Origin of the sequence: Streptomyces flaveus, from assembly GCF_014647675.1 — a bacterium.
Taxonomy (GTDB): Bacteria; Actinomycetota; Actinomycetes; order Streptomycetales; family Streptomycetaceae; genus Streptomyces; species Streptomyces flaveus.
On the sequence record NZ_BMPQ01000009.1, the window covers coordinates 157,198 to 182,786 of the forward strand.

The following is a 25,589-nucleotide window of genomic DNA, read 5'->3' on the forward strand; positions in this document are numbered from 1 at the left end:
TGAACCGAACCACGGTTCCGTCAGCGAAGTTGCCCGGCGAACGCTGCGTAGGCCCGCTCGTCGAAGAGGACGAATCTGGCCTCCTCGACCGAGGTAGGTGTGGCCCGCACCGTCTCCACCGCGATCCGGGCGCCGTCGTCGATCGGCCACCCGTAGATGCCGGTGGAGATCGCGGGGAACGCGACCGTGCGAGCTCCCAGTTCGTCCGCGATCCGCAGCGACTCCCGGTAACAGGAGGCGAGCAGGTCGGAGCGGTCCTCGCTCTGGCTGTAGACGGGACCCACCGTGTGGATCACCCAGCGGGCGTCCAGCTCGCCCGCGGTCGTGGCGACTGCCCGACCTGTGCGCAGACCCTTGCCGTACTGGGAGGCGCGGAGCTTGCGGCACTCGTCGAGGATGGCGGGGCCGCCACGCCGGTGGATGGCGCCGTCTACGCCTCCGCCGCCGAGCAGTGAGGAGTTCGCGGCGTTCACGATGGCGTCGACGGACTGCCGGGTGATGTCGCCCTGGACGAGTTCGATGGCGGTCGTGGCACTCATGCCTGGCGCAGCCTCCTCCATACGGCCTTGGCGGCGTTGTGCCCCGACATTCCGTGCACGCCCGGCCCCGGCGGGGTGGCCGAGGAGCAGATGAACACGGCCGGATGCGGTGTGCTGTACGGGAACAGGGACAGCCTGGGCCGCAGCATCAGCTGCAGTCCGGAGGCCGCGCCGCAGGCGATGTCGCCGCCCACGTAGTTCGCGTTGCGGGCAGCCATCTCGGGCGGGCCCGCCGTGGCGCGGGCAAGAACGCGGTCCCGGAAGCCCGGCGCGAACCGCTCCAGCTGGCGCTCGATGGCGTCCGTGAGGTCTCCGGTCCAGCCGTTCGGCACATGCCCGTACGCCCAGAAGACCTGCTTGCCGTCCGGGGCCCGGGAGGGGTCGACGACGCTCGGCTGCACGGTGATCAGAAACGGTGCGTCGGGGGCCCGCCCTTCCCGCGAGGCCTCGCGCAGAGCGGTGCCGATCTCGGCCCTGCTCGTCCCGATCTGCACCGTCCCGGCGCGGCGGGCCTCCTTCGCCGTCCAGGGCACCGGTCCGTCCAGGGCGTAGTCGATCTTGAAGACGCCCGGCCCGTACCGGTACCGCTCGTAGTACCGCCCGAAGCCCGCGATCCGGCTGAGGGCGGCGGGCGAGGTGTCGAAGACGTACGCGCGTGCGGGCGGCAGGTCGTCGAGTCGCTTGACCTCGTAGTCGGTGTGGACGGTGCCGCCGAGGTCCTTGAGATACGCGGTGAGCGCGTCGGAGATCGACTGGGAGCCGCCGCGCGCTACGGGCCAGCCGCCCGCGTGCGCGGCCAGCGCGAAGACGAGGCCGACGGCGCCGGTGGCGAAGCCGTCGAGCGGGGCCATGACGTGGGCGACCAGACCGGCGAACAGCGTCTTGGCCCGCTCGTCGTGGAATCTGCGTGTCAGCCATGTCGAGGGCGGCAGACCGACGAGACCGAAGCGGGCGAGGGTGACCGGGTCGCGGGGCAGCGCGCTGAGCGGCAGGGACATGAAGTCCCGAGCGAGCGTGTCCCATCTGCCGGTGAAGGGGTCGACCAGCCTGCGGTACGTCCCCGCGTCGCGCGGGCCGAAGGACGCCGCAGTCTCGGCCACGGACCGTGACAGCACCGCCGCCGTGCCGTCCGGGAAGGGGTGCGCCATGGGCAGTTCGTGGTGCAGCCACTCCAGGCCGTACCGACCGAGCGGCAGGGCCTTGAAGGCGGGCGAGTTGACGCCCAGCGGGTGCGCGGCCGAGCACGGGTCGTGCCGAAAGCCGGGCAGCGTGAGCTCCTCGGTGCGGGCGCCTCCGCCGACGGTGTCGCGCGCCTCGAAGACGGCCACACTGAAACCGCGGCGGGCCAGCTCCACGGCAGCGGTCAGTCCGTTCGGCCCCGCACCCACCACGACCGCATCGAGCATCGACGGCACCTTCGGACTCCTTTGTCAGCCGGTGGCCACTCGGGATCAGGATATGCCGGGGCGGTGACAGCGCCTGGGCGCGGGTGGTCCTCGCAGGCCATCCGCTTCGACCCGCGGCCCGAGTACAGCGCAGCGGCCTGCGGTCAGGCTCCGCCCGCCAGCAGGCCCGCCACCCGCTGAGCCGTGGCCGCGTCCCGCGCGGCGGTGAACGGGAGGGTGTTGCCGCCCGTTATCCGGAACGGCTCGCCCGCGCGGGTCAGATGCGCACCGCCCGCCTCCTCGACCAGCAGCAGGCCGGCCGCGTGGTCCCAGGCCGCTTCCCAGGAGAAGCCGGTGGCGTCCAACTCGCCGCGCGCGACGGCCAGATACTCGAGGCCGGCGGAGCCGCAGGGCCGGGTCCGCACGCCCTCCGTGCGCAGGGCGAGCAGAGCGCGCTTCTCGTCGTCGGTCGTGAAGTCCGGGTGGGATGTGGCCACTTCGAGCGGGCGGTCCGGTGCGGGCGAACCGGAGCGCAGGGGCACCCCGTCGAGAGCGGCGCCTGATCCCCGTATCGCGGTGGCGAACAGGTCGAGCGCCGGAGCGTATGTCCAGGAGGCGAGCACCTGGCCGCCCAGCGCGAGCGCGACCAGTGTGGCGAAGCCGGGGTTGCCGTGCACGAACTGCCGTGTCCCGTCGACCGGGTCGACGATCCACACCGGTGCCTCGCCCCGGATCGCCTCGTACGTCAACGGGTTGGCGTGCACCGCCTCCTCGCCGACCACGACCGAGCCGGGCAGCAGGGCACCGAGCACGGCCGTGAGGTACTCCTCGGCCTTGCGGTCGGCGTCCGTCACCAGGTCGTGCGGGCCGGTCTTCTCGTCGATCTCGTGCGCGGCGAGCTGCCGGAAGCGCGGCATGATCTCTGTCGCCGCCGCCTTGCGGACTGCTTCCTCCACGTCGGACATACCGTGCGCGAGAAACTCTTCGATGGTTTCACTGTCTTCGATCACCACTCCATGAGAGCACGCGCCACTGACAATCCTCACCCGGCTGGTGCACTCCGGGTGGAATCAGCATGAACTCCCCCCACGCGCCTGGGGTATCAGCAGCCTCAGGGTCAGCGTCCGACCGCGTACCCCTGCATCCCCCGAGGATTCGCCGCCGCCGACAGCACTCCGCTCTCCGGGTCCCGCGCGACCGCGCACAGCCGCCCCTCGGACCAGGGCGGTCCGACCTGTACGTCGTGGCCCCGGCGACGCAGTTCGTGGGCGATGGCCGGGTCCATGCGGGCCTCGACGGTGACGCTGCCGGGGTGCATGCCGCGTGGGTAGAAGGAGCCGGGGAAGCTGTCGTTGTGCCAGTTCGGGGCGTCGATCGCGCCCTGGAGGTCGAGTCCGCCGCGCACCTCGGAGCGCAGGGCGACGGCCAGGAAGAAGTGCAGTTGCCACTGGTCCTGCTGGTCGCCGCCGGGTGTGCCGAACGCCATGACCGGTACCCCGCCCCGCAGCGCGAGCGAGGGCGTGAGCGTCGTACGCGGACGGCGCCCGGGCGTGAGGGAGTTGGGCAACCCCTCCTCCAGCCAGGCCATCTGGAGCCGGGTGCCGAGCGGGAAGCCCAGCTCCGGCACGACCGGGTTGGACTGCAGCCAGCCGCCGCTGGGCGTGGCGGCGACCATGTTGCCCCAGCGGTCGACGACATCGAGGTGGCAGGTGTCGCCCCGAGTACCGCCGTCCGCCGAGACGTCGGGCTCCCCCGGCAGCGGCAACGTCGGGCTCTTGGCCACCGTCGGCTCCCCCGCGCCCGGCGCCGCGAGCGGTTCGGACCCCGCCTCCCCGGTGGCCACCACGCGCGCGTGGTGGCTCAGCCGCGGCGGAGTACGTCCTCCAGGGCTCCCGGGCCGCAGCTCGTACGAGGCCTTCTTCCCGACGAGCGCCCGCCGCCCCGCGTTGTACTCCTCCGACAGCAGTTCCCCCACCGGTACGTCGGCCGCGTCCCCGTACCAGGCCTCCCGGTCGGCCATCGCGAGCTTGCAGCCCTCGATCAGCAGATGGACGTACTCCGCGGAGCCGTACCGCGGCAGCTCGGGCGGCAGCAGGGCCAACTGCTGGAGGAGGACCGGCCCTTGGCTCCAGGGGCCCGCCTTGCACAGAGTCCAGCCCCGCCAGTCGTACGTCACCGGAGCCTCGTAGGACGCGGACCAGGAGGCCAGGTCGGCTGCCGTCAGCGTGCCCGCGTGGCGTTCGCCGCTGGTGTCCATGGCCGGCCGCGCCGCCTGCCGCACCAGGGCCTCGCCGATGAAGCCCTCGCGCCAGATCCGCCGCGCCGCCTCGATCTGCGCGACCCGGTCACCGCCCGCCCGGGAGGCCTCCGTGATCAGCCGCCTCCAGGTCGCGGCCAGCGCCGGATTCCGGAACAGCTCGCCCGGCCGCGGGGCCCGGCCGCCCGGCAGATACACCTCGGCCGACGAGGTCCACTCGGTCTCGAAGAGCTCCTGTACGGTCTCGACGGTCTCGCCTACGCGCTCCACGGGCGCGTGCCCGTCCTCCGCGTACCCGATGGCGTACTTCAGGACGTCGGCGAGGGGCTTCGTGCCGTGGTCCCGCAGAAGCAGCATCCACGCGTCGAAGGCACCGGGAACGGCGGCGGCGAGCGGTCCCGTACCGGGTACGAGATCCAAACCGAGTCCCCTGTAGCGGGCGATTTCCGCCCCGGCCGGCGCCACACCCTGTCCGCACAGCACCCGTACCTCGCCGCCCGCCGGGGCCAGGATGATCGGCACTTCACCCGCCGGCCCGTTCAGATGGGGCTCGACGACGTGCAGTACGAAGCCCGCGGCGACGGCGGCGTCGTACGCGTTGCCGCCGTCCTCCAGCACGGCCATGGCCGACTGCGAGGCGAGCCAGTGCGTGGAGGACACCATGCCGAAGGTGCCCTGGAGGGTGGGCCGGGTGGTGAACACGGGCGACTCCTCACAGTCGGACAGGCGTCCGAAGATCGTACGTACCCGTCCGCGCCCCCGAGTACCCGCTACTCCATCGGCTTCCAGGGCGACGTCCCCAAGACGTTGTCGGGGCCGATGTCGAGGTAGTCCTCGGCGCGTACGGTCGTGACCTCGCGTCCCTCCATGGGCGCGACGCGCAGATAGATGCCCTTCTCGTTGTTCATCCGCCAGTACAGGCTCGCGTACGCGCTCTCGCCAGGAGCGAGCGTCAGCGGCTCGAGGCCGGGATCCTCCGGGGCCATGGACACCTCGTCCGTGCCCTCGACGGTGCGCACTCCCGTGAGGGGCGCGCCCGCCTCGTCGAGCACCTGGATGGACGGATAGCCGTTCAACTCGTACGGCCGTGAACCGCAGTTGGTCAGGATGAGGCTCGTGGCGCGCAGCCCCATGGCGCCCTGGACGAGCTCGGTGCCGAAGCGCACCCCGGACGACGGGCAGCCGGACTCCTCCTGAACCGGCACGCTCGGCGAGGCTTCGGGAGTGACGGCCGGGGGCGGCTGCACGGGCAGGGTCAGCGACGGTGAGGGCGGAGGCTTGGGATCCGGGTTGCGCTCACGCTCCAGTTCGGCGGAGAGCCCGCAGCCGCTCGCGGTCAGCGCCAGCAGGCAGGCGAGGACGGCAAAGCGGGCTGGCCTGCGGCGTATCGCGATCACGCGCCGATCATCGCACGCACCCTCGACGGAGGGGTTCACTCCGCGTGACCGCGTGCCGCCACCAGGCCCGACTCGTAGGCGAAGACGACGAGTTGGGCCCGGTCGCGGGCGCCGAGCTTCGTCATCGCGCGGCTGATGTGGGTCTTGGCCGTGAAGGGGCTGATGACCATATGGGCGGCGATCTCCTCGTTGGTGAGCCCGCGCGCGGCGAGCGCGGTGACCTCGCGTTCGCGGCGGGTGAGGCACTCCAGGCCGGGAGCGGTGGCCCGGTCCGGTGGCCGGGACACGAACTCGCCGATCAGCGTGCGCGTGACCGACGGCGACAGCAGTGCCTCGCCGCGCGCCACCACCTCGATGGCCTGGAGCAGATCGGCGGGCTCGGTGTCCTTGAGCAGGAACCCGCTGGCCCCGGCGCGCAGCGCCTCGAAGACGTACTCGTCCAGACCGTAGTTGGTGAGGATGACGACGCGTACGGCGGACAGTTCGGGATCGGCGGCGATGCGGCGGGTGGCCTCGATGCCCGACATCACCGGCATCTGGACGTCGACCAGGGCGATATCGGGAACGTGGGCGCGCACCAGCTCCAGCCCCTGTTTCCCGTCGGCGGCCTCTCCCACCACCTCGATGCCGTCCTCGGCGTCCAGGAGCGCCCGGAAACCGGCCCGCATCAGCGCCTGGTCATCGATGAGCGCGACGCGGATCACGAGGCGTCCAGCGGCAGTTGGGCCCGCACCGAGAAGCCGCCCTCTGCGCGCGGACCGGCATCCAGCGTGCCGCCGAGCGCCGTGACACGTTCACGCATGCCGGTGAGGCCGATGCCCTCGGTGGGCGGCCGGGCCGGGTCAGCGGTGCCGTCGTCGTCGATCCGTATATCCAACTCGCCCTTTCCGTAATCCAGTTGGACGATGACTTTGGCGGGTCCCGCGTGGCGGGCGGCGTTGGTGAGGGCCTCCTGGACGATGCGGTACGCGGCACGGTCCACGGTCGCCGCCAGCGGACGCTCGCGGCCGTTCACGGTCAGGTCGACGGCGAGGCCCGCCGCCCTGGCGCGCTCCACGAGCAGGGCGGGAGTGCCGGTGGGCTCGTCGGTGCGCAACACCTCCAGCGTGGCGCGCAGTTCGCGCATCGCCTCGCCGCCGGCCTCCTGGATGGCGAGCAGCGCGGGCGGCACCTCCTCGCCGCGCTTGCGGGCGAGGTGGACAGCGACGCCCGCCTGGAGCTTGATGATCGAGATGCTGTGCGTGAGGGAGTCGTGCAACTCCCGGGCGATCCGCAGGCGTTCCTCGCCCGCCCGGCGCAGGGCAGCCTCCTCGCGGGTGCGTTCGGCCTCCAGCGCACGCTGTTCGGTCTGGCGCAGATACGCCTGCCAGTTGCGCCCAGCGAGGCCGGTGACGACGGCGCACAGGAACCAGCCCGCCAGCAGCGCGGTCCGCTCGACGGAGTCCTGGGACGTGGGGTCCGTCGCGAGATACCCCCCGAGGAACACGGCGCTCGCGATCGCGCCCACGCCTCGGTGCCCCGCCTGAGCCGCCGTGTGGACGGCGGCCACCACCGGCAGAGCGGACACCGGTCCGGGGTGGGCGTGCAGCACATGGCCGGTCAGGGCAATCGTGGTCACGGCGAGCACCACGCGCGGCGCCCGCCGATACGCCGCCAGCGCCAACGAACCGGCCACGATCAACGCGTAGTCGAACGGCGTCGTGTCCCCGTCGAAGACCGCCGCGGCCACGACGATCGCGCCGATCACGACGGCGAGCGCCACGTCGACGACGCGCCCGTGTAACACCTGGTCCCCGTCCATGTCCGCACAGTAAACCGCCGCGCCGACAACGGCGTCAGCCCTGTGGACAACCCCGCGACTACTCCCGGCGCAGTAGTCCACCGACCGGCCGACCTCGTCGGCGCAGCCTCAACTGCCTTCGCCCGTACGACGCCCGAAAGTACCCGCCGGAACCAGGGTTCTCCTCATGACTTCACCCTTCAGGTACACCGAGCCCATCCCGCCCAAGGCCGCCACCGGCCGCACCGCCGCCGTCTACGAGCAGCTCGCCACGGATTTCGGCATCGAGGACGCCTCCCCCTTCGTCGCCCTCTCCTCGGCCCCCGAACTCCTCGCTCCCACCTGGGCCTTGCTGCGTGAGTCCCTGATCGCCGGCAACGGCAGCCGCACCGGCAAGGAGTTGGCCGCCGTAGGAGTGTCGCGCGCCAACAAGTGCCCGTTCTGCGTGGACGCGCACACCATGCTGCTGCACGCCACCGGCGACCACGCCCTCGCCGAGCGCCTGGCACACGGGAAGCCGCCGGAAAACGAGCAGCACGCGCGCGTGCTCGCCTGGGGCGAGGCGACCCGCATCCCTGGCAGCCCGGACGTCTCGACGCTCCCCTTCCCGGCCGAACACACCCCCGGGTACGTGGGCACCTCCCTCTCCTTCCACTTCATCAACCGGATCGTCTCGTCCCTGGTAACCGAGAACCTGCTCCCCGGCAACGTCCAGCGCTTCAGGGTGGTACGCAGCCTGGGAGGCCGTTCGTTGGCGAAGACTGTGCGCCGACGCATCGTCCCGGGTGCGAGCCTCGCGCTCCTCGACGAGGACGAAACGGGCCCCGGCCCCTCCTGGGCGGCAGGGACGACGGTCGGCCCGGCGTACGCGGCGCTCAGGAGGGCCGCCACCGCAGGTGCCGACCTCCTCACCGAGGCCGACCGGACGCTCGTACGTGAGACCGTCGAGGCGTGGGACGGCACGCATCCTCCGCTCGGCTGGAAGGACCTGCCGAACCGCGATGACCGGCCCGGCGCGCGTCTGGCGCTGCTGGCCGCGCTGGCGCCGTACCGCATCGCCGACGAAGACGTGGCGGTCTGGAAGAAGCCCCCGTACACGGACCACTGTCTGGTCCATCTGATCGCATACGGCGCGTTCGCCGCCGTGGACCGCATCGAGCGGGCGCTGCCCCTTCGCATCCATGAGGAGACCGCATGACTGAGACCGAGACCGTCAACTCCCGTCAGGCACAAGCCTGGAACGGCCCCATGGGCCGACACTGGGCCGCCCACCAGGACCGTTACGACGCGATGCTGGCCGACGTCAACGACGCGCTGTTCGAAGGCGCGGCGATCGCGCCGGGCGACCGTGTCCTCGACGTCGGCTGCGGTGCCGGCGCGACGACCCGGATCGCGGCCCGGCTGGCCGCGCACGGACACGCCGTCGGCGTCGACATCTCGGCGCCGCTCCTCGACAGGGCGCGCGCGAGCACGGCGGCCAAGGGCATCACGAACGCCGCGTACGAGCACGCCGACGCGCAGCTGCACCTGTTCCCGCGTGCCGGGTACGACGTGGTCATCAGCCGAGGCGGCGTGATGTTCTTCGCCGACCACACGGCCGCCTTCCGGAACCTCGCGCGTGCGCTGCGCCCCGGTGGGCGGCTCGCGTTCATCTGTCCGCAGCCGCCGGGTCCGGACACCGAGGAGGCTCAGGTATTCAGCCTGTTCCGCAAGCTCCTCGGGGAGGACGAGCCCACCCCGGACCTGGCAGCCGCACAGGTCGCGATGATGTCTCTGTCCGACCCTGAGCGCATTCGCGCGGCGCTCCAGGGATACGACGACATCAACGTGACCCCGGTGCCCGTCGAAACCATGTGGGGCCAGGACGCCGCCGACGCGGTCGGCTTCCTCCTCTCCCGCACCCCGGACCGTACGGTCTCCGCCGCCACGCGCGCGGCCCTGGAGGACACCATGCGCCCGTACGAGACCGACCGCGGCGTACGCCTGAATGCCGGCGTATGGCTCGTGACGGGGACCCGGCCGCTCTGAACCGCGTCACCGCGTCCGTCAACAGCGAGCCCCTGTGACCACACGAGTACGGAGCGAGTTCACACTTTCGTCTCACAGAGAGGCATGTGACACTGGCGTCCCGTCCGCCGTGTGGCCCCCTCCGCACCCATCCTCACGAGAAATGCGCCGTGCGTTCTCTTCCTCTGCCGCTCGCCCTCACCGCGCGTCTGCTGCCGGTCGTCGTGCTCGCCTCGGCCGGCTGGGCGCTGGCGTCCGGGCCGTTCGCCGCGTCCCCTGCCGGAGAGGCGGACGACAAGACGGCCTCGGACAGACCCAGCGCGTCGCCGACCGCGCCGTCCACGGCGGCGGCGAGCCAGACGTACCGCGTCTCGCCGAAGCCCTGCGAAGGGCTCGGGAAGAAGACGGTGACCTCGCTGGTGCCGGGCGCCAAGACGGCCGGCAAGGAGATCCCGTCGAGCGACGAGTCGGTGCGCCGCACCTGCTCCTGGAACGCGCTCAAGGGGTTCGACTACCGCTGGCTCGACGTCTCGTACGAGATCAAGAAGACCGACCAGACCGCCGCCACCGCCTACAAGGAACGCATCACGAAGCAGAGCGGCGGAGGAGCGGTCCCCGGGCTCGGCGACGAGGCGTACTCCGTCGTGAACCTCACCACCGAGGACAAGCAGCAGACGCGCGAAGGCATGGTGATCGCCCGCGCTTCCAACGCGCTGGTGGTCATCACGTACAACGGCAGTGACTTCGAGACGAAGAAGGCGCCCAGCACGGACGAGATCAACAAGGGCGCCATCAAGGCCGCCAAGGAGGCGGTGGCCGCGCTGGAGAAGGCCCAGTAGAGCCGTTCTCCAACGCGCCCGCACCACCGTCAGACGGCGTCCTGAGGCTGGGGTTCACGCTCCCTGCCACCCATCAGCACCACGTACAGCACCAGCGAAGTGGCCAGGCCCACCGTCCAGCCGTAGTCGGCGAGCGGCTTCAGGAACGGGATCAGTCCGTCGACCGGGAACGGCCCGTTCTTCGCGCCCTCGGCGTTCACCGTCGAGTACGAGCCGCCGACCGCGAGCACACCGCCGACCACGAAGGCCACCACCGCCTTCAGGTTCCAGCCGGACGTGTACCAGTAGCGCCCGCCGGGCGTGTACAGGTCCGCGAGATGGAGGACCGTACGGCGGACGATCCAGTAGTCCGCGATCAGGATGCCCGCGACCGTGCCGAGCAGCCCGCCGACCACTCCGAGCCAGGTGAAGATGTAGAACTCGGGCGTGGAGATCAGCTTCCACGGGAAGATCAGGATGCCGATGACACCCGTGATCAGCGCGCCCGTACGGAAGTTGATGAACTTCGGGGCCAGGTTGGCCAGGTCGTACGCCGGGGAGACCACGTTCGCCGCGATGTTCACGGAGATCGTCGCGACGATCACGGTGATCAGGGCGAAGAGCAGGCCGAAGGCGTTGTCCGCCTTGGCGGCGAGGGCGACCGGGTCCCAGATCGCCTCGCCGTAGACGACCTCGGAGCCGGCGGTGACCAGCACGGCGAGGATCGCGAACAGCGTCATCGTCGTGGGCAGGCCAAGGGACTGACCCCAGGTCTGCGCCTTCTGGCTGGCGCCGAAGCGTGTGAAGTCGGGGATGTTGAGGGACAAGGTGGCCCAGAAGCCGATCATGCCCATCAGGGACGGGAAGAAGACCGGCCAGAAGTCCGGGCCCCAGCCGAGCTGCGAGGGCTGCGACAGCAGCTGGCCGAAGCCGTCCGCCTTGACCGCGATCCAGATCAGCAGCACGAAGGCGCCGACGATCACGAAGGGCGCGGCCCAGTTCTCGAAATGCCGCAGGAAGTCCATACCGCGGTAGATGATCGCGATCTGCACCGCCCAGAAGAGGAGGAAACAGAGCCACAGCGGCCACGGGTTACCCGCGATCTGCCCGGCCTTCTCCCACTCACCGCCGGTGAGCTTGGAGCCCAGCGCGAAGATGCCGCTGCCGCCGATCCAGGTCTGGATGCCGAACCAGCCGCAGGCCACGGCCGCGCGTATCAGCGCCGGGATGTTGGCACCGCGCAGCCCGAAGGAGGCGCGGGCAAGGACCGGGAACGGAATCCCGTACTTCGGTCCGGCATGGCCGGTGGCCAGCATCGGCAAAAGCACGATCACGTTGGCCAGGGCGATGGTGAAGACGGCCTGCTTCCAGTCCATACCGAGGGCGACCAGACCGGAGGCCAGGGTCCAGCTGGGGATGCAGTGGGCCATGGAGATCCACAGGGCCGCGAAGTTGTACGTCGTCCACTTGCGCTCGGAGACCGGAACGGGACGCAGGTCCTCGTTGGCGAAGGGACTGTCGGTGGGGAAGGCGCCGGGGGCGAGTTCGATCCGGCCGGCGTTGTCGGTGGTCTGGGTTGTCGGCGGACCCGTGGGGACGGTTTCGGTCATGGGCAGGCCAATCAAGAGGTGGGACGGGAAAGGCCGTGCGGGGCCTTGATCCCCTCCCCGGGACGAGGGGGAGGGGAGAACAAGGTGGGGGGCGGGGAGGAGCGGTTCGGATTCGGATCAGGAGTTCAGCGCGGGGATGACCTTCTGGCCGTACGTGTCGATCACGGCCTCCTGCGCGTCGTGCATGTCGTAGACGGCGAACTGGTCGACGCCCAGCTCACGCAGCGCGTTCAGCTTCTCGATGTGCTGCTCGGCCGTGCCGATCAGACAGAACCGGTCGACGATCTCGTCGGGCACGAACTGGGTGTCGGGGTTGCCGCTGCGCCCGTGGTGCGAGTAGTCGTAGCCCTCGCGGGCCTTGATGTAGTCCGTGAGCGCCTCCGGAACCACGTCGGAGTGATCGCCGTACTTGGAGACGAGATCGGCGACGTGGTTGCCGACCATCCCACCGAACCAGCGGCACTGCTCCCGCGCGTGGGCGAGCGCCTCGGGCGAGTCGTCCTCGGTGATGTACGCGGGCGCGGCCACACAGATCTTGACGTCGGACGGGTCACGGCCGGCCGCCACAGCCGCGTCGCGCACGGCCTTGACCATGTACTCGGTCAGATACAGATCGGCCAGCTGGAGGATGAAGCCGTCGGCCTCCTCGCCGGTCATCTTCAGCGCCTTCGGGCCGTACGCGGCCATCCAGACCGGGAGTTCGGCGCCCGGCTTGACCCATGGGAGCTTGATCACCGTGCCGCCGAGGTCCGCCTCCTCGCCGCTGCCGAGGGCCCGGATGACCTTCATGGCCTCACTGATCCGCGCGAGCGTGTTCGGTTTCCGCCCGGCGACCCGCATCGCGGAGTCACCGCGGCCGATACCGCAGATCGTGCGGTTGCCGAACATGTCGTTGAGCGTGGCGAAGGTCGAGGCGGTGACCTCCCAGGTGCGGGTGCCCGGGTTGGTGACCATCGGGCCGACCTTCAGCTTCGACGTGTTCGACAGGATCTGACTGTAGATCACGAACGGCTCCTGCCACAGCACGGCGGAGTCGAAGGTCCAGCCGTACGTGAAGCCGTTGCGCTCGGCCCGCTTCATCAGGCTGATGACACGGGAAGCAGGGGGGTCGGTCTGCAGGACGAGTCCGAAGTCCATGGCACCACTCCTAGTTCAAGTACTGGCAGGTGGAGCGGGGGGTGTAGACGCCGTGCCCGGCGCGTCCCGTGAACTCCCGCTCGGTGATGACGAGTTCGCCCCGCGAGAGGACCGTCTCGACGCGGCCGGTGACGCTCTTGCCCTCGTACGCCGAATAGTCGACGTTCATGTGGTGCGTCTCGGCGGACATGATCTGCTCGGCCCCCGGGTCGTAGATGACGACGTCGGCGTCGGCGCCCGGCGCGATGGTGCCCTTCTTCGGGTACAGGCCGAACATCCGGGCCGGGGTCGCGCAGGCGATCTCGATCCAGCGGCGGCGGGTGATGTGCCCGTCGACGACTGCCTGGTGGAGGAGGTCCATACGGTTCTCGACGCCCGGCAGACCGTTGGGGATCTTGGAGAAGTCGCCGCGGCCGAGTTCTTTCTGGCCGACGAAGCAGAAGGGGCAGTGGTCGGTGGAGACGACCTGGAGGTCGTTCGTCCTCAGGCCCCGCCACAGGTACTTCTGGTGTTCCTTGGGCCGCAGCGGCGTGGAGCACACGTACTTGGACCCCTCGAAGTCGGGCTCCGCGAGATTGTCCGTGGACAGGAACAGATACTGCGGGCAGGTCTCACCGAAGACGTTCAGGCCCTCGTCGCGCGCCCGTGCCAGCTCGGCGACTGCCTCCATCGCCGAAACGTGCACGACGTACAACGGGGCGCCCGCGACCTGCGCGAGCTTGATGGCGCGGTGAGTGGCCTCGGCCTCGAGGAGCGCCTTCCGCACCTCGCCGTGATACCTGGGGTCGGTCTCGCCGCGCGCCAGCGCCTGCTCCACGAGTACGTCGATCGCGATGCCGTTCTCGGCGTGCATCATGATCAGCCCGCCGTTCTCGGCGGAGCGCTGCATGGCGCGCAGGATCTGGCCGTCGTCGCTGTAGAAGACGCCGGGGTACGCCATGAACTGCTTGAAGGAGGTGACGCCCTCCTCCACGAGCAGGTCCATCTCCTTGAGCGTCTCGCTGTTGACGTCGGAGACGATCATGTGGAAGCCGTAGTCGATGGCGCATTTGCCGTCGGCCTTGGCGTTCCAGGTGTCCAGGCCCTCGCGCAGCGAGTGGCCCACGCTCTGCACGGCGAAGTCGACGATCGTCGTGGTGCCGCCCCAGGCCGCGGCCCGGGTGCCGGTCTCGAAGGTGTCGGCGGCGAAGGTGCCGCCGAACGGCAGCTCCATGTGCGTATGGGCGTCGACGCCGCCCGGAATCACGTACTTTCCGGTGGCGTCGATGGTCCGCTCGGCTGTCCAGGCCTCGGCGGCGGGGGTGCCGCTCGCGGCGAGGGCGGCGATGCGGCCGTCCTCGATGAGGACGTCGGCGTGGATTTCGTCGGACGCGGTGATGACGAGGCCACCGCGGATGACGGTACGGCTGCTCATGTTCCCTCTCCTGGTCCTGCCGTGGTGGGTGCGGATGAGGTACGGATGCGCCCGGCGTCCGCCGGATCGGCGGACGCCGGGACTGCGGTCAGGGTGCGGTCAGCGGCTCGTACGCCCCGGGGGCCCGGTCGCGGTAGAACTGCCAGCGGTCGCGGACCTCGCGGAGCTTGGCCATGTCGAGGTCGCGTACGACGAGTTCGGTCTCCTTGTCGCTCGCCACCTCGCCGACGAACTGCGCCTCCGGGTCCACGAAGTACGAGGTTCCGTAGAAGTCGTTGGAGCCCAGCTCCTCCACGCCCACACGGTTGATGGCGCCCACGAAGTACTCGTTGGCGACGGCGGAGGCCGGCTGCTCCAGTTGCCAGAGGTAGCCGGACAGACCGCGTGAGGTGGCCGAGGGATTGAAGACGATCTCGGCCCCGGCGAGACCGAGCGCGCGCCAGCCCTCCGGGAAGTGCCGGTCGTAGCAGATGTAGACGCCGATCTTGCCCACGGCCGTGTCGAAGACCGGCCAGCCGCTGTTGCCGGGCCGGAAGTAGAACTTCTCCCAGAAGCCCTCGACCTGCGGAATGTGCGTCTTGCGGTACTTGCCGAGGTACGAGCCGTCGGCGTCGATCACCGCCGCGGTGTTGTAGAGGACGCCGGGCTGCTCCTCCTCGTACATCGGCAGAACCAGGACGATGCCCAGCTCCTTGGCGAGCGCCTGGAAGCGGCGCACGATCGGCCCCTCGGGGATCTGCTCGGCGTACTCGTAGAACGCCTTGTCCTGGACCTGGCAGAAGTACGGCCCGTAGAACAGCTCCTGGAAACACAGGACTTGGGCGCCCTGCGCGGCGGCGTCGCGGGCCGCCTGCTCGTGGACCTGGATCATCGATTCCTTGTCGCCTGTCCAGGCGGTCTGGAAGACGGCGGCGCGGACCACTCTGCTCATCGGGACCTCCGGTCACTCGGTGTGCGGCGAGCCTAGGAAGTCCGAAAGAGGTCTTTGAGATGCACGGTGTCACGTCTACGGGGGCATGGCGTTCCACGGTGTCACTCCGCCGTCGGCCCATGTTTCACCACCGTTTTCCCATGTCGTTCCATGTTTCACCCCTGTTGCGCATCGTGCGCGAGGAGCGCGATGTGCACGGACGCGGCCTGCTCGAAGTCGTCGAGATCGACCCCGAGCCGCGCCTCTATGGCCTCCAGCCGGCGGTACAGGGCGGGCCGGGAGACGTGATGGAGCTGGGCGGTACGCGACTTGTTGCGGCCGGTCGCGAGATACGTCCGCAGCACGGGCAGCAGCTCCTGCTCGGCCGTGCCGTCCCCGCACAGCAGCCCGTCCAGCTCCCGCTCGGCGAACGACTGCACGTGCGGATCGTCCCGCAGCAGCCGGATCAGGCCCCGCAGATGTACGTCCCGCAGGCGCACCACCACCGGAAGGTCCAGCTCGGTGGGCGTCGTCGCGACCGCGTCTGCCACATGCTGGGCCTCGCGCAGACCGGCGGGCACGTCGTCCCACACGGTCCGCGGATCCGCGGCGGCGACGACCGTCTTGTGCTCCCCCGACTCCGTACGCCACCGGGTCGCGAAGTGCGTCGCCAGCGCCTCCGCGTCCTGGTCCCGGGCCAGGCTCAGCAGCACGGCGGTGGCCCCGTCGGCCAGCTCGGCGACAAGGCCGGGCATCCCCAACAGCCGTAGCACCCGGTCGAGTTGGGCGGGCTCACCGTCCCGTACCACCAGTGGCACGAACGTCCGCCGGTTGACGGGCAGCCCTGCCGCCCGCGCCCGCGGCAACAGTTGCCGGGCCGGTACGACACCGGAGACGAGGTCGGTCAGCAGGCCCTGCGCGGACTGTTCCTCCCAGGAAGGCGCGGGTCCGCCGAGCATGCGATGCAGTACGAGGGCTTCGGCGGCGCGATCGGCGAGCAGCCGCCCGGTGGCACCGTCCCCGCGATAGCCGCACAGCACGATGCGCCCCCAGCGCTCCCCGCGCCCGCCCAGCTCGGCACGGACCCAGCCGTCGCCCTCGCTGCCGCCCGCCTGCCGCGCGATGCGCTCCCAGTCACGCAGCACGTCGTCCACCGCGGACCGCTCCCCCGCCGTCGCGAGCACACGGTGCGCGAGGTTGGTGACGACGACGGGGCAGGCACTGTGTCCTGCCACCTCGTCGAGCAGCCGTTGCAGCGGGGCGCCCGCGGTGATGAGCCCGGTCAGCGCGGTCCGTACGGCCTCCGAGAGACTGACGGCCGCGAACTTCCTTTGTACAAGCCGGGATTGGACCTCTTCCGTCAACTCGGCGAAGGGGAAAGGGCGGTGGAGCACCACCATCGGCAGCCCGCACCGCTCGGCGGCCCGGCGCATCACATCGGGCGTTGCGGGAAAGGCGCGCCCCAGGCCCAGCACGACGGCGGCGGCCTCCGCGCGGTGCAGCGAGCGGATGTACTCGGCCTGCGCTTCCACGTCACCGGCGAGCAGCACACCGGTGGTGAGGACCATCTCCCCGCCGCTGAGCATCACGCCGACATCGGCGGCCTCGGCGACATGCACCCAGCGCACGGGCCGGTCGAGCTGGCTGGCACCGGCCACCACCTCGGGCTCTCCGGCAAGCACCCGCTCCAGGCCGAGGACCTGGCGAACCGAGAGAGCGGGTTCCGAGGCGGTGGGCATAGCGACGTTCCCTTGCTCAGGTCCTACGGGATGAGTCTCAGCGCCCGCTCGAGGATCGTGGCGCCCTCTTCGGCCTCCGCGACGGTGAGCGAGAGTGGTGGGGCGATGCGCAGCACGCTGGTGTTGTGACCGCCGCCCTTGCCGATCAACAGGCCTTCCTCGCGGGCCGCTTCGAGCACGGCGGCGGCCGCGTCCGGGTCGGCCTCGTCGGTGCCGGGCTTCACCAGCTCGATGCCAATCATGAGCCCTCGGCCACGGATCTCGCGTACGCCCGGCAGCTGCGCGGAGATGGCCCGCAGCCGCTCGATGAGCATGCCGCCGACGCGGCGGGCGTTGCCCTGGAGGTCGTGTTCGAGGAGGTGCGTGAGGTTGGCGTTCCCGGCAGCCATCGTGACCGGTGAGCCGCCGAAGGTCGAAATGGAGTTGGAGTCGAGGCAGTTCATGACCTCGGCGCGGGCGACGACACCGCCGATCGACATACCGTTGCCGATGCCCTTGGCGAAGGTCAGCATGTCGGGCGGGCCGCTCTGGCCGTGGGCCTGCCAGCCCCAGAAGTGGTCGCCGGTCCTGCCCCAGCCGGTCTGCACCTCGTCGGCGATCCACAGGATGCCGCGCTCCTGGAGTACCTCGCGGAAGGCCGCGTACAGTCCGTCCGGCGGTGCGGTGAAGCCGCCGACGCCCTGGATGGGCTCGGCGATCAGAGCCGCGGGCGCGCGGACATGGCCGAGCAGGTCCTTCAGATCGGCGACGCAGGCCGCGATGAACTCGGCGTCGCTGAGCTCGGCGTACGGGCCGCGGGTGCGGACGCCGCCGTGGACATACAGCGTCTGGAGCGGCGAGAGACTGGTCGGCGACCAGCCCTTGTTGCCGGTGATGCCGACCGCGCTGAACGAACGGCCGTGGTAGCTGTTGCGCATCGCCAGGATCTGGTTGCTCTGCCGGTACGTGGTCGCCAGCAGGAGTGCGGTGTCGTTGGCCTCCGTGCCGGACGTCGTGAAGAAGACGCGGGCGTCCGGGATGCCGGACAACTGGGCGATGCGCTCGGCGAGTTCGACCATCGGCCGGTCGAGGTAGAGGGTCGAGGTGTGGATGATCCGGCCGGCCTGCTCGCTGACGGCCTTCGTCACCTCGGGGAGCGCGTGCGCGGTCATGGTGGTCAGGATCCCGCCGAAGAAGTCCAGGTACTTCTTCCCGTCGGCGTCCCAGACGTGGCGGCCCTCGCCGTGGGTGATCTCGAGAGGGTCGGCGTAGTAGAGGGCGAGCCAGTCGGGGAGGACGGCTTTGTGGCGGGCGTACAGGTCACTCATGGCTGCACCAGTCCTTCGTACGCGTCGGGGCGGCGGTCCCGGTAGAAGGCCCACTGCTGCCGTACTTCTTCGATCAGGTCGAAGTCGAGGTCACGCACGACGAGTTCCTCACTCTTGTCGCTCGCGGTCTCGCCGACGAACTGCCCACGGGGGTCGACGAAGTAACTCGTCCCATAGAAGTCGTTGTCGCCGTACTCCTCCTGGCCGACGCGGTTGATCGCGGCGATGAAGTACTCGTTGGCGACGGCGGCGGCGGGCTGCTCCAACTGCCAGAGGTAGCCGGAGAGGCCGCGGGAGGTGGCGGAGGGGTTGTAGACCAACTGGGCGCCGTTGAGACCGAGTTGACGCCAGCCCTCCGGGAAGTGGCGGTCGTAGCAGATGTAGACGCCGACCTTGCCGACGGCCGTGTCGAAGACCGGCCAGCCCAGGTTGCCCGGTTTGAAGTAGTACTTCTCCCAGAAGCCCTTGACCTGGGGGATGTGATGCTTGCGGTACTTGCCGAGGTAGGTGCCGTCTGCGTCGATCACGGCGGCGGTGTTGAAGTAGAAGCCGGACTGCTCGACCTCGAAGACCGGGACGACGATGACCATGCCGGTCTCGCGCGCGAGCTCCTGCATACGCGTCACGGTCGGGCCGTCCGGTACGGGCTCGGCCCACTTGTAGTGTTCCGGCTCCTGGACCTGGCAGAAGTACGGGGCGTTGAAGACTTCCTGGAACCCGATGACCTTCGCGCCCTGGCGGGCCGCTTCGCGGGCGTGTTCCTCGTGCTTGGCGACCATGGTTGCGGTGTCGCCGGTCCAGGTGGCCTGGACCAGGGCGGCACGTACGACGTTGGCCATGAGCTTGCTCCTTCGACCGGGACGTCAGCCTCTACGACTCTACGCCCGTAGACGCTGGTCGTAGAGCCCCGAAAGTAAGCGGAGCCGCTGCGCTGGGCAAGACCATCGTCGTTAACCGGGGGAATCGATCATGTTTCCCACTCCGGTGGGGGTGCCTCCGGCGGTTGGGCGGGCTACCTCCGGCGGTTGGGCAGCTGCGGGTTGGGTGTGGCTGGTCGCGCAGTTCCCCGCGCCCCTTAGGTGGGTGGGGGTGCGGGGTCGTGGGCACGGGCTTGCCCGGGGCGCCGGGGTCTTCGGGGTGCGGGGAGCCGCAGGCTTTTGCTTTTAGGGGCGCGGGGAACTGCGCGACCAGCCACAACGGGCCGGCAGTCGCCCATGAACCGAACCCACCACCCCTAAAGGCGCCCCCGCCGGAGGCGCCGTCACCCCGTGTAACCGGCGACGCGGAGTGCGTGGACCAAGTCCCAGTGGCGTTCCTCGGACACGGCCTTGGCCGCCTCCAGGAGGAGGGGCGCGAGGCACGCCGGGTCGGGGGCCGCGCTGCGGGCCACTTCCTCGGGCGTGCGAACGCGGACGTACGCGTCGAGGAGCGCGCGCACCTCGCGGTCGCGGCCATCCTCGGCGAGCGCCAACACCGCTTCGCCGATCTCCGAGGCGGGCCGTGTGACACCCTGTCGCAGCATCTGCCGGCCGTCCGCCGTACGCCCCGCCGCCGCGAGCGCATCGGCCGCGGCGACCAGCCGGTCGGCCGGCAGCGAAACCGCCTCCCACAGAAGCGTGGACCAGTCCGCACCCAGGCCCGCGCGGTGCAGCTCGGCGGCGAGTAGGGGAAAGCGGGCCGCAGGCCAGTACGCGGCTTCGGCCAGCAGGACGTGTGCCTCGCCGCTGCGGCCCTCGCCACGCAGCCGGACGAGCCGCTGGACCGTCTCGACCGTGGCCCGCCGCGCGTCGTCGTCCAACGGCTCGCGCCGCGCCGACGGCCGCCGCTCCGCCTCCTCGGTGGCCCCTGCGTAACGAACCCCCCGCGGGCTGCGTTCCGTGGCGGCAGGCGCGGGCATGGCCGGTACGGCGCCGGCATCAGTGTCCGCTTCGATCCCGGCGAAGCGGGCACTGCCCCGGGGCCGCCGTTTGGAGCGCTGCTTGGCCGCCTTGGTCCCCTTTGGGGCGGCGGGAGCGGTGGGCGTGGATGGCGCGGGGTAGGAGTCGGCCGGAGAGGTCCGGTCGTCGGACGGGCTGGCGTGTTCTGGTGAGGGCGAGGCGGGCATCGGGGCCGGGGTGTCCACACCGGCGTCGGGCTGCCAGGCAGCCCGACGCGTGGTCGAGTCCCGCCAGATGTCCGGCCAGTCGTCCTCGATCGACTCCCGGCGCGGCGCGCCCACGCGTCTCCCGGCGGCACGCTCGGAGCCGTACGCACCACCGCGCCCATGGGACGGCCCCCCGTAACCGTCGTCCGTCGGCCCCTCGCCCCCGTCGGACCCCTCGTCGACCCAGACCACGCCCCCGCCGTCCCCCGGAGGGATCGTCATCGCCTCGCGTGCGTGTCCACCCGGCGTCCGGCGGTCCAACTCGTCCAGGCGGGACTGGATTTCGGCGCAGCGGGCGGTGGCGCGTTCGTGGTCGTCGCTGGCCCAGGCCAGGTCGAGGCGTATGGAGTCGGCCTCGTCGCGGGAGGTGGCGGCGCGGAGTGACTGGGTGAGTTCCGCCTGGCGTTCGGCGGCGTAGCGCTGTTCGCGGAGCATGACGTCGAGGCGGTCGCCGAGGGCGTCCCGGCCGCCGGGTCGGGCGTCGTACGCGGCGAGTGAGGCGCGGTGGAGGACGCGTGCCCGCTCGGTCTCCTGCGCGGCGGCCCGGTCACCGTATGCGGCGGCGAGGTCCTGGAGGAGGGCCTCCACGACGTCCCAGGGCGGCACTTCCCAGCCGTCCAGGCAGGCCCGCATCCCTTCGGGATCGCGCTGCCAGAACACAGCGCACCACCCGCCGCCCTGGTCGAGCCGGGTCAGCAGCCCTTTGAGATACTGAGCGAACTCCCGTACCTGGCCCGGGAGTTGTTCCACCGTCATTATGTTCACCCCACGCCAGCCTGGAGTACTCCGTTCCGGTAGAAAACACCATTCGTGTTACGGATGTGCTACGACAGGCTTTCGGACGGGCCGCACAGTACTCCGGCCCACTCGGAACGTGATGTGCGCGGCGGAGCTTCGAGAGGCCGGCAAGTCTCGTAACGCGAAGGCCGCCTACACCCCTGTCAGTGCGCACCGCCCCGCGATCTCGTCCATCGACAGACCCAGCGCTCCGGCCAGTGCCGCCACGGTGAAGAAGGCGGGGGTCGGGGCCCGGCCGGTCTCGATCTTGCGGAGCGTCTCGGCGGAGAGGCCCGCGCTGGCGGCGACCTCCGCCATACTGCGGCCACCACGGGCCTCGCGCAGCAACTGGCCGAGCCGCTCGCCACGTTCACGCTCTTCGGGGGTCAGGGGGTTTCGCACCATGGCCCCATACTAATACCGGCAAGCGGTATATTAATAGGTGTCGAGCGGTATAGTAATTGGCATGGTGGAACTGAAGACGGACACGTCTATCGACGCGATGTACGAAACGGGCCAGGTCGTGGGCCGGGCCCTCACGGCGGTACGGAAGGCCGCAGACATCGGCGTCTCGCTCCTGGAACTGGACGAGGTCGCCCACGACGTCCTGCGCAGCGCAGGCGCCGGCTCCCCCTTCCTCGGTTATCGGCCCTCCTTCGCCCCCACGCCCTTCCCGGCGGTCCTGTGCACTTCCGTGAACGACGCGATCGTGCACGGCATCCCGACCAACTACCGGCTGCGCGACGGCGACCTGCTCTCCGCCGACTTCGGCGCCGAACTGGGCGGCTGGGCAGGCGACTCGGCGATCAGCTTCGTCGTGGGCCGGCCCCGCCCCGACGACCTACGTCTCGTCGAGACCGCCGAGCGCGCCCTGGCGGCGGGCATCGAGGCGGCCGTCGTCGGCAACCGCATCGGCGACATCGCGCACGCCATCGGCACGGTGTGCCGCGCGGCGGGCTACGGCATTCCGGACGGCTTCGGCGGCCACGGCATCGGCCGCCGCATGCACGAGGACCCTCCGGTCCCGAACGAGGGCCGACCCGGCCGGGGCCTCCCCCTCCGCCACGGCATGGTCCTGGCCATCGAGCCCATGCTCATCGCCTCCGGCGCGGACGGCTACCACGCAGCCGCAGACGGCTGGACCCTCCGAACCAACGACGGCTCCCGTGCAGCCCACGCCGAGCACACGGTGGCCATCACCACCACGGGTCCCAGGATCCTGACGGTTGCCTCCGGCGGTTGAGCAGAGGCGCCTACCCGAGGGGTGGGTTCGGTTCTTGGGCGAGTGCGGCGCCGTCGTGGCTGGTCGCGCAGTTCCCCGCGCCCCTGAAAAGCGAAAGCCTGCGCCTGCCCGCGCCCGAGGACCTGGCGTCCCGAACAAGCCGGGGCCCCGGGAAAGCCCGCACCCCGATGTGCCCGCACTTGCCCTCCGGCGGGAGGGGTCGTGGGCCGGTGCGTCCTATGCCCGTCGCTTAGCTTCGGTCTCGGAGAACCCGCACCCTGTACCAGCCCAGAGCCGTATGCCCGCCCTGCGACGGGCTGACGCACCGGCCCACGGCCCCGCACCCCCCACCCACCCAGGGGCGCGGGGAACTGCGCGACCAGCCACCCACACACCCGCACCCAAAAACGAACCCCACGTGTAACCGACGGAGTCATGGGCACTCGCGAGCCGCACGGTAGTCGACATGCGAGGACGGCCATGACCAGCGGCTTCCCAGGTCCGCAGGGCTACGGCCCGGACCCCTTCGGAGAATTCTTCGCCCGCTTCTTCGGGGGCGGGCCGCGCCCCGCCCCCCGGCACATCGACATCGGCCGGCTGATGAGCGGCCCCGCCCGCCAGCTGGTCGCCACCGCCGCGACGTACGCCACCGAGCACGGCAGTACGGACCTCGACACCCAGCACCTCCTCCGCGCCGCCCTCGCCGTCGAACCCACCCGCAGCCTCCTGGCCCGCGCCGGCGCCGACCCCGACGCGCTGGCCACCGAGATCGACGAACGAGTGGGCCCGGCCGACAACCAGTCCGCGACCAAGCCCGGCAACCAGTCCACCGACAGGCCCGACAACCGGCCCGAGGACCGAACCGACGCCCAGCCCGACGACCGCCCCCACACCCCCCTCGGCATCACCCCCGCGGTCAAGCGCGCCCTCCTCGACGCCCACGCCCTGGCCAGGGCGCAAGGCGTCGGCTACATCGGCCCCGAACACGTCCTCAGCGCCCTCGCCGCGAACCCCGACTCCGCCGCCGGGCACATCCTGAACGCCGCCCGGTTCAGCCCCTCCCCCGGCCCGCCCGAGGGATCGGCCCCGGCGGCAGGCGCCCCCGCGCATCCCGAGCGGCCGCGTTCCTCCCCCACCCCGACCCTGGACAAGTACGGCCGGGATCTCACCGACCTCGCGCGGCAGGGCCGTATCGACCCGGTCATCGGCCGGGACCAGGAGATCGAGCAGACCGTCGAGGTGCTGTCCCGGCGCGGCAAGAACAACCCGGTCCTGATCGGCGACGCGGGCGTGGGCAAGACCGCCATCGTGGAAGGCCTCGCGGAGCGCATCGCCGACGGCGACGTGCCCGACGTACTCGCCGGCCGCCGGGTGGTCGCCCTGGACCTGTCGGGCGTGGTGGCCGGGACGCGCTACCGCGGTGACTTCGAGGAGCGGCTGACCAACATCGTCGACGAGATCCGTACGAACTCCGACGAGCTGATCGTCTTCATCGACGAACTGCACACCGTCGTCGGCGCCGGAGGCGGCGGCGAGGGCGGCTCGATGGACGCGGGCAACATCCTCAAGCCGGCGCTGGCCCGCGGTGAGCTGCACGTCGTGGGTGCCACGACGCTGGAGGAGTTCCGCCGGATCGAGAAGGACGCGGCCCTGGCGCGCCGGTTCCAGCCGATCCTGGTTCCCGAGCCCTCCGCCGCGGACGCGCTGGAGATCCTGCGCGGCTTGAGCGACCGGTACGAGGCCCATCACCAGGTCCGCTACGCCGACGAGGCCCTGGTCGCCGCCGTGGAGCTGTCCGACCGCTACATCACGGACCGCCATCTGCCGGACAAGGCCATCGACCTGATGGACCAGGCGGGTGCCCGTGTGCGGCTGCGCGCCAGGACCAAGGGCACCGACGTACGCGCCCTGGAGCGCGAGGTCGAGCAGCTCACCCGGGACAAGGACCAGGCGGTGGCGAGCGAGCAGTACGAGCAGGCCACACAGTTGCGCGACCGGATCGGCGAGCTGAAGACGAAGATCGAGGCGGGGCACGACGGGGAGGCCGACGAGGGGCAGCAGCTCGAGGTCACCGCCGAGGCCGTCGCCGAGGTGGTCTCCCGGCAGACCGGCATCCCGGTCAGCAGCCTCACCACCGAGGAGAAGGACCGGCTGCTCGGCCTGGAGGAGCATCTGCACGAGCGGGTCGTCGGACAGGACGAGGCGGTCAGGGTCGTTGCCGACGCGGTGCTGCGCTCCCGGGCCGGGCTTGCCAGCCCCGACCGGCCGATCGGCAGCTTCCTCTTCCTCGGCCCGACCGGGGTCGGCAAGACGGAGCTGGCCCGCGCGCTGGCGGAGGCCCTGTTCGGCAGCGAGGAGCGGATGGTGCGCCTGGACATGAGCGAGTACCAGGAACGGCACACCGTCAGCCGGCTCGTCGGCGCCCCGCCCGGCTACGTCGGCCACGAGGAGGCCGGGCAGCTCACCGAGACCGTACGGCGGCACCCGTACTCGCTGCTCCTGCTCGACGAGGTGGAGAAGGCCCACCCCGATGTCTTCAACATCCTGTTGCAGGTCCTCGACGACGGCCGGCTCACCGACGCCCAGGGCCGCACGGTGGACTTCACCAACACCGTGATCGTGATGACCAGCAACCTCGGCTCCGAGGCGATCACCCGCGGCACCGGCCTCGGGTTCGCCGCGCGCGACGCCGAGGCCGACGAGCGGGCCCGCCGTGAGCAGATCCTGCGACCGCTGCGCCAGCACTTCCGGCCGGAGTTCCTCAACCGCATCGACGAGGTCGTGGTCTTCCGGCAGCTCACCAGCGATCAACTGCACCGCATCACCGAGCAGTTGCTGGATCAGACGCGGCACCGGCTGCGCACCCGGGACGTCTCGGTCACCTTCACCGACCGGGCCGTCGACTGGCTCGCGCAGCGCGGACACGAGCCCGAGTACGGCGCCCGGCCGCTGCGCCGCACCATCCAGCGGGAGATCGACAACCGGCTGTCCCGTCTCCTCCTCGACGGCCGGCTCACGCCGGGCAGCCGGGTGACGGTGGACATCGAGTACGGCGAGCCGGTGTTCCGCACCGACGAGAACACCGATGAGGGCACCGACGAGACGGGCCAGGCCGAAGGCTGAGCCACGACGAGACCCGTCAAGCCG

Annotated in this window: 21 protein-coding genes; 5 read left to right on the plus strand and 16 right to left on the minus strand. The window is 70.7% G+C overall.

Annotation, left to right across the window (positions count from 1 at the left end; genetic code table 11):
- Positions 1-20 precede the first annotated feature (20 nt).
- From IEZ21_RS20260 to IEZ21_RS20290, 7 genes are all read right to left on the minus strand, one after another.
- On the minus strand, positions 21-539 hold the full coding sequence (locus IEZ21_RS20260) for an O-acetyl-ADP-ribose deacetylase (protein ID WP_189323321.1): 519 nt from the start codon (positions 537-539) through the stop codon (positions 21-23).
- A complete protein-coding gene (locus IEZ21_RS20265) occupies positions 536-1,945 on the minus strand; it encodes a phytoene desaturase family protein (protein ID WP_189323322.1) in 1,410 nt (469 codons plus the stop codon). The genes IEZ21_RS20260 and IEZ21_RS20265 overlap by 4 nt, the downstream gene beginning before the upstream one ends.
- Before the next feature lie 143 nt (positions 1,946-2,088).
- Complete coding sequence (locus IEZ21_RS20270) at positions 2,089-2,934, minus strand: inositol monophosphatase family protein (RefSeq protein ID WP_189323323.1); 846 nt, start codon at positions 2,932-2,934, stop codon at positions 2,089-2,091.
- A 107-nt stretch (positions 2,935-3,041) separates the two neighbouring features.
- A complete protein-coding gene (locus tag IEZ21_RS20275; RefSeq protein WP_189323324.1) occupies positions 3,042-4,883 on the minus strand; it encodes a gamma-glutamyltransferase family protein in 1,842 nt (613 codons plus the stop codon).
- A 68-nt stretch (positions 4,884-4,951) separates the two neighbouring features.
- Positions 4,952-5,578 carry a DUF4232 domain-containing protein gene (locus IEZ21_RS20280; RefSeq protein WP_189323325.1) on the minus strand — a complete coding sequence of 209 codons (627 nt, stop codon included), beginning with the start codon at positions 5,576-5,578 and terminating at the stop codon, positions 4,952-4,954.
- Between the two features lie 35 nt (positions 5,579-5,613).
- Positions 5,614-6,282 (minus strand): response regulator, encoded by a 669-nt coding sequence (locus IEZ21_RS20285; RefSeq protein WP_189323326.1) that lies wholly within the window; start codon positions 6,280-6,282, stop codon positions 5,614-5,616.
- Positions 6,279-7,379 carry a sensor histidine kinase gene (locus IEZ21_RS20290; protein ID WP_189323327.1) on the minus strand — a complete coding sequence of 367 codons (1,101 nt, stop codon included), beginning with the start codon at positions 7,377-7,379 and terminating at the stop codon, positions 6,279-6,281. The genes IEZ21_RS20285 and IEZ21_RS20290 overlap by 4 nt, the downstream gene beginning before the upstream one ends.
- A gap of 166 nt (positions 7,380-7,545) precedes the next feature.
- On the opposite strand from IEZ21_RS20290, the gene IEZ21_RS20295 reads away from it, so the two are divergent.
- From IEZ21_RS20295 to IEZ21_RS20305, 3 genes are all read left to right on the plus strand, one after another.
- Positions 7,546-8,556, plus strand: coding sequence for a carboxymuconolactone decarboxylase family protein (locus tag IEZ21_RS20295; RefSeq protein WP_189323328.1), 1,011 nt, complete (start codon positions 7,546-7,548; stop codon positions 8,554-8,556).
- On the plus strand, positions 8,553-9,386 hold the full coding sequence (locus IEZ21_RS20300; protein WP_189323329.1) for a class I SAM-dependent methyltransferase: 834 nt from the start codon (positions 8,553-8,555) through the stop codon (positions 9,384-9,386). Before IEZ21_RS20295 ends, IEZ21_RS20300 begins: the two co-directional genes overlap by 4 nt.
- A gap of 149 nt (positions 9,387-9,535) precedes the next feature.
- A complete protein-coding gene (locus IEZ21_RS20305) occupies positions 9,536-10,204 on the plus strand; it encodes a hypothetical protein (RefSeq protein WP_189323330.1) in 669 nt (222 codons plus the stop codon).
- A gap of 29 nt (positions 10,205-10,233) precedes the next feature.
- On the opposite strand, the gene IEZ21_RS20310 is transcribed toward IEZ21_RS20305, so the two are convergent.
- From IEZ21_RS20310 to IEZ21_RS20350, 9 genes are all read right to left on the minus strand, one after another.
- Positions 10,234-11,793 (minus strand): NCS1 family nucleobase:cation symporter-1, encoded by a 1,560-nt coding sequence (locus tag IEZ21_RS20310; protein WP_189323331.1) that lies wholly within the window; start codon positions 11,791-11,793, stop codon positions 10,234-10,236.
- A gap of 117 nt (positions 11,794-11,910) precedes the next feature.
- Positions 11,911-12,930 carry a TIGR03842 family LLM class F420-dependent oxidoreductase gene (locus IEZ21_RS20315; RefSeq protein ID WP_189323332.1) on the minus strand — a complete coding sequence of 340 codons (1,020 nt, stop codon included), beginning with the start codon at positions 12,928-12,930 and terminating at the stop codon, positions 11,911-11,913.
- A 10-nt stretch (positions 12,931-12,940) separates the two neighbouring features.
- Positions 12,941-14,344, minus strand: a complete 1,404-nt coding sequence (gene hydA / locus IEZ21_RS20320) for a dihydropyrimidinase (protein ID WP_189323333.1) — start codon at positions 14,342-14,344, stop codon at positions 12,941-12,943.
- 88 nt (positions 14,345-14,432) lie between these two features.
- Entirely contained in the window at positions 14,433-15,275 is an 843-nt protein-coding gene (locus IEZ21_RS20325) for a nitrilase-related carbon-nitrogen hydrolase (protein ID WP_033320168.1), read from the minus strand.
- A gap of 155 nt (positions 15,276-15,430) precedes the next feature.
- The gene (locus IEZ21_RS20330; protein WP_189323334.1) at positions 15,431-16,993 is read right to left on the minus strand and encodes a PucR family transcriptional regulator; all 1,563 of its coding nucleotides are present in this window, start codon (positions 16,991-16,993) and stop codon (positions 15,431-15,433) included.
- A gap of 23 nt (positions 16,994-17,016) precedes the next feature.
- Positions 17,017-18,300 (minus strand): aspartate aminotransferase family protein, encoded by a 1,284-nt coding sequence (locus IEZ21_RS20335; protein ID WP_189323335.1) that lies wholly within the window; start codon positions 18,298-18,300, stop codon positions 17,017-17,019.
- Positions 18,297-19,139 (minus strand): nitrilase-related carbon-nitrogen hydrolase, encoded by an 843-nt coding sequence (locus tag IEZ21_RS20340; protein ID WP_033320165.1) that lies wholly within the window; start codon positions 19,137-19,139, stop codon positions 18,297-18,299. The genes IEZ21_RS20335 and IEZ21_RS20340 overlap by 4 nt, the downstream gene beginning before the upstream one ends.
- Before the next feature lie 422 nt (positions 19,140-19,561).
- A complete protein-coding gene (locus IEZ21_RS20345) occupies positions 19,562-21,199 on the minus strand; it encodes a hypothetical protein (protein ID WP_189323468.1) in 1,638 nt (545 codons plus the stop codon).
- A 174-nt stretch (positions 21,200-21,373) separates the two neighbouring features.
- On the minus strand, positions 21,374-21,625 hold the full coding sequence (locus IEZ21_RS20350) for a helix-turn-helix domain-containing protein (RefSeq protein WP_189323336.1): 252 nt from the start codon (positions 21,623-21,625) through the stop codon (positions 21,374-21,376).
- A 61-nt stretch (positions 21,626-21,686) separates the two neighbouring features.
- On the opposite strand from IEZ21_RS20350, the gene map reads away from it, so the two are divergent.
- Both map and IEZ21_RS20360 read left to right on the plus strand, forming a co-directional pair.
- Positions 21,687-22,463: a type I methionyl aminopeptidase gene (gene map / locus IEZ21_RS20355; protein WP_189323337.1), complete on the plus strand. Its 777-nt coding sequence runs from the start codon at positions 21,687-21,689 to the stop codon at positions 22,461-22,463.
- 459 nt (positions 22,464-22,922) lie between these two features.
- On the plus strand, positions 22,923-25,565 hold the full coding sequence (locus IEZ21_RS20360) for an ATP-dependent Clp protease ATP-binding subunit (protein WP_189323338.1): 2,643 nt from the start codon (positions 22,923-22,925) through the stop codon (positions 25,563-25,565).
- Positions 25,566-25,589 lie beyond the last annotated feature (24 nt).